This window comes from Arthrobacter sp. Y3225116, assembly GCF_059091245.1.
The window spans coordinates 1-4,169 of the sequence record NZ_JBNHGL010000244.1 but is presented as its reverse complement, the minus strand read 5'-3'; the positions used below and the strand labels follow the sequence as shown (position 1 = coordinate 4,169).

Genomic DNA, 4,169 nt, shown 5'->3' with positions numbered 1-4,169 from the left:
CCCGGTGAGCAGCGCCAGCCCGACCCCGGCGAGGACCGCGAACAGCGCCGAAGAGCGCCCGGAGAGGACCAGGCCCACGAAGTTCGGCTGCGGGTCCGTGCCGGCGGTCCACGGCGCAAAGATGTGGGTCGCCATCATGCCCAGCAAGGCGATGCCGCGGGCGGCATCGATCCCGGCAATCCGCGGGCGGGTGGAACCTGGGCGCATGCACCGATAATCTCACAGCCGGCGTGGCGGCGGCCGTGAGACCAGCGGCCGGCACGCGATACCGTGAGGGCATGAACAGGTTGGAGAACGCGGCTGCCGCACCCGTGGAGCGGCCATGATGGGATTTGCCGTCAACGGGGACGACGGCGTGCGGCTGGCCTTCGAGGACACCGGCACCGGGGAGCCGCTGCTGCTGGTCCATGGAACCGCCCTCTCCAAGGCCACCTGGCGGGGGCTGGGCTACCAGCGTGCCCTCAAGCCGCGGCACCGGGTGATCTCGCTGGACATGCGCGGGCACGGCCGCAGCGACAAACCGCACGACGAGGGCGCCTACACGATGGAGCGTTTCATGGGCGACGTCGAAGCGGTGCTGGACGCCTGCGGGCTGGAGAGCGTGAACTGCTTCGGCTATTCCTTCGGCGCGCGGGTAGGACTCGCGATGGCGGTTTACCGCCGGCAGCGCCTGCGTTCGCTCACCATGCTGGGCGGAACGCACCGGAGCATGGCCGGCCAGGTCGGCAAGCTCTTCTTCCCCGACTACCTGGACGCGCTGGAGACGGGCGGGATGGAAGAGTTCCTCCGCCGCTGGAACGAGCGCCGCTCCGTGCCGGTGGACGCGGCCACCCGGCAGGCCTTTTTGGCCAACGACCCGGCGGCGCTTGCCGCCTACTTCCGTGCCGGCGAAGAGCTGCCCGGCCTCGATCCCCGCCAGGTCCAGCGGATCCGCTTACCCGTCCTGCTGATCGCCGGTAGCGAGGACCACCCACGCGCCGCGGAGTCGCGCCAGGCCGCCGCTCTGCTGCCGGACGGACACTTTGCCGAGCTGCCGGGCCTGGACCACGCCGGCTGCCTCGCCGCCCAGGACCAAGTGACCGCCTTGCTGACCGGTTTCCTGGGCCGCCTCCCTGCGCCCCGCTGACACGCCCGCCGGCCCCGGGCGCTGACGGCGGGCGGGAGCCGCCGCGCGTGACGTGAAACTCTGTGTCGCGCCTTGTACGCCATTGCCGATAGGACCGACGGACACGGTAACGTTTTCCCTATGGTTGAGTCTGACGTTCGTGAGTATCCCTTTGGCACCATGGTCACCGCAATGGTCACCCCCTTTACCGAGGAGGGCGAGGTCGACTACGGGAAGGCAGCGGAACTGGCGGACAAGCTGGTCCAGGACGGATGCGACGGGCTCGTCGTCACCGGCACCACCGGCGAGACCTCGACGCTCACCGACGACGAGAACGAGGGCATGTTCCGGGCCGTCGTTGAGGCAGTGGGGGGACGGGCCAAGGTGATTGCCGGGTCCACCACCAACGACACCCGCCACTCGGTCAGTCTCTCCCGGCGCGCCGCCAGCGCCGGCGTGGACGGACTGCTCATCACCGCCCCCTATTACAACAAGCCGAGCCAGGCCGGCGTACAGGCCCACATCGAGACCATCGCTTCGGCCATCGGCCTGCCCGTCATGGTCTATGACATCCCCGGCCGCGCCGGCATCAACATCGAGACGGAAACCCTGATCCGGCTGGCCGAGCATCCACTCGTCGTCGCGCTCAAGGACGCCAAGGCGGACTACGCCGCGACCACCCGCGTCCTGGCCGCCACGGACCTCGACGTCTACGCGGGCGACGACGGCCTGACCCTGCCGCTGATGGCGGCCGGCGCGGTCGGCGTGGTCAGCGTGACCGCGCACGTGGCCACTCGCCAGTTCCGGGAGCTCGTCGACGCCGCACTGGCGGGGGACTTCGCCACCGCACGCCGGCTGCACTTCGAACTGGACCCGATCATCCGGGCGGTGATGACACACATCCAGGGTGCGGTCGCCGCCAAGCAGATCTTGAAGTGGCAGGGCGTCCTGCCCAATTCGGTGGTCCGGCTCCCGCTGGTGGAACCGACCGAGGCCGAGCTCGCGCCGATCCGCGCCGACCTGGCCGAGGCCGGCCTGGCGCTGGGGGTCTGACCGCCCGATGAGCGAATCCACCATCACCCAGTTGCGCACGCCGCCGCTGCTTGAACCGGGGACGCTCCGGATCGTTCCGCTCGGCGGGCTCGGGGAAATCGGCCGCAACATGGCGGTCTTCGAGATCGACTCCAGGCTGCTGGTGGTTGACTGCGGCGTGCTGTTCCCGGAAGAGCACCAGCCGGGGGTGGATCTGATCCTGCCGGACTTCTCGTACATCGAGGACCGGCTCGACGACGTCGTCGGTGTGGTCCTGACCCACGGGCACGAAGACCACATCGGCGCCGTCCCGTACCTGCTGCGGATGCGGCAGGACATCCCGCTGATCGGTTCCCAGCTGACCCTGGCCCTGGTCGAGGCGAAGCTGGCCGAGCACCGGATCAAACCGCAGACCCTCACCGTCGCGGAGGGCCAGGTCGAGCAGTTCGGTCCCTTCGAGTGCGAATTCGTGGCGGTCAACCACTCGATCCCGGACGCCCTGGCGGTCTTCATCCGCACCGCGGCCGGCACCGTGCTGCACACCGGCGACTTCAAGATGGACCAGTTGCCGCTGGACGGCCGGATCACGGACCTGCGCGCGTTCGCCCGGCTGGGGGAGGAGGGCGTGGATCTCTTCATGGCCGACTCCACGAACGCCGACGTCCCCGGCTTCACGACCGCCGAGAAGGAAATCGGCCCGGTGCTGGAGCGCCTGTTCGGCCAGGTGCAAAAACGCATCATCGTCGCCTCCTTCGCGTCCCACGTGCACCGCGTGCAGCAGGTGCTCGACGCCGCCGCGGCCCACGGCCGGCATGTGGCGTTCGTCGGCCGCTCGATGGTGCGGAACATGGGCATCGCCGCCAAACTGGGCTACCTGAACGTTCCCGAGGGCATCCTCGTGGACCTGAAAAACGTTGAGGACTTCCCGGACGACCGGATCGTGCTGATGTCCACCGGATCGCAAGGTGAGCCGATGGCGGCGCTGTCGCGGATGGCCAACGGCGACCACCGCGTGCAGGTCGGCGCCGGAGACACCGTGATCCTGGCGTCGTCGTTGATCCCGGGCAACGAGAACGCCGTCTTCCGGGTGATCAACGGCCTGCTCAAGCTTGGCGCCGACGTCATCCACAAGGGCAACGCCAAGGTCCACGTGTCCGGCCACGCCGCGGCCGGGGAGCTGCTGTACTGCTACAACATCCTGCGGCCCAAAAACGCCCTGCCGGTGCACGGCGAGACCCGCCACCTGATCGCGAACGGGCGGCTGGCCGAGCAAACCGGCGTGCCCGCCGGGAACGTGCTGCTCGCGGACGACGGATCGGTGGTCGACCTGAAGGACGGCACGGCCCGGATTGTCGGCCAGGTCGAATGCGGCTACGTGTATGTGGACGGATCCAGCATCGGTGAAATCACCGACGCCGACCTCAAGGACCGCCGGATCCTGGGCGAGGAGGGCTTCATCTCCGTCATCACAGTGGTGAACCGCAGCACCGGCCAGATCGTCTCCGGTCCCGAAATCCATGCGCGCGGGTTCGCCGAGGACGATTCGGTGTTCGACGACATCAAACCCAGGATCATCGCCGCCCTCGAAGAAGCCGTGGTCAACAACATGGACCACACGACCTACCAGCTGCAGCAGGTGGTGCGCCGGGTGATCGGCACGTGGGTGAACAAACGGCACCGCCGCCGGCCGATGATCGTTCCCGTGGTCCTGGAGGCCTGATCCCGCACCCGGCGCAGCCGATCCGCACGCGCCAAATCCCGCGGATCACGCCGGGCAGCCGGTAACCTAGCCACTATGGCGACTCGTACTTCCCCTGCCCGAAAAGGCACCCAGCAGTCGCGCGGTAAGGCTACAGGCACCACTGCGCGCTCCTCCTCGGGGCGTTCCAGCAAGACCAAGGTGCTCGAGGTGCAGCCCCAGGAAGAGCAACTGCCGCTGCTGGCCCGGCTGATCCAGGGGCTGTGGATGGCCGTGGCGCGTCCGGTGGCCGCGGGCGTCCGGAAGCTGGGCCCCGATGTGCGGCCCGACCCC

At 68.9% G+C, this 4,169-nt stretch carries 5 protein-coding genes; 4 read left to right on the top strand and 1 reads right to left on the bottom strand.

The window, feature by feature from the left end:
* The coding region (locus AC5RV2_RS15355; RefSeq protein ID WP_494093051.1) for a heparan-alpha-glucosaminide N-acetyltransferase domain-containing protein at nucleotides 1–207 on the bottom strand (207 nt) is incomplete at its 3' end.
* A gap of 115 nt (nucleotides 208–322) precedes the next feature.
* Between AC5RV2_RS15355 and AC5RV2_RS15350 the strand changes: the two genes are divergently transcribed.
* From AC5RV2_RS15350 to AC5RV2_RS15335, 4 genes are all read left to right on the top strand, one after another.
* On the top strand, nucleotides 323–1,126 hold the full coding sequence (locus tag AC5RV2_RS15350) for an alpha/beta fold hydrolase (protein ID WP_494093050.1): 804 nt from the start codon (nucleotides 323–325) through the stop codon (nucleotides 1,124–1,126).
* Nucleotides 1,127–1,246: 120 nt separating this feature from the next.
* On the top strand, nucleotides 1,247–2,158 hold the full coding sequence (gene dapA, locus AC5RV2_RS15345; RefSeq protein ID WP_494067978.1) for a 4-hydroxy-tetrahydrodipicolinate synthase: 912 nt from the start codon (nucleotides 1,247–1,249) through the stop codon (nucleotides 2,156–2,158).
* A 7-nt stretch (nucleotides 2,159–2,165) separates the two neighbouring features.
* On the top strand, nucleotides 2,166–3,857 hold the full coding sequence (locus AC5RV2_RS15340; RefSeq protein ID WP_494093049.1) for a ribonuclease J: 1,692 nt from the start codon (nucleotides 2,166–2,168) through the stop codon (nucleotides 3,855–3,857).
* A 75-nt stretch (nucleotides 3,858–3,932) separates the two neighbouring features.
* A partial coding sequence (locus AC5RV2_RS15335; RefSeq protein ID WP_494093048.1) for a hypothetical protein occupies nucleotides 3,933–4,169 on the top strand: 237 nt, incomplete at its 3' end.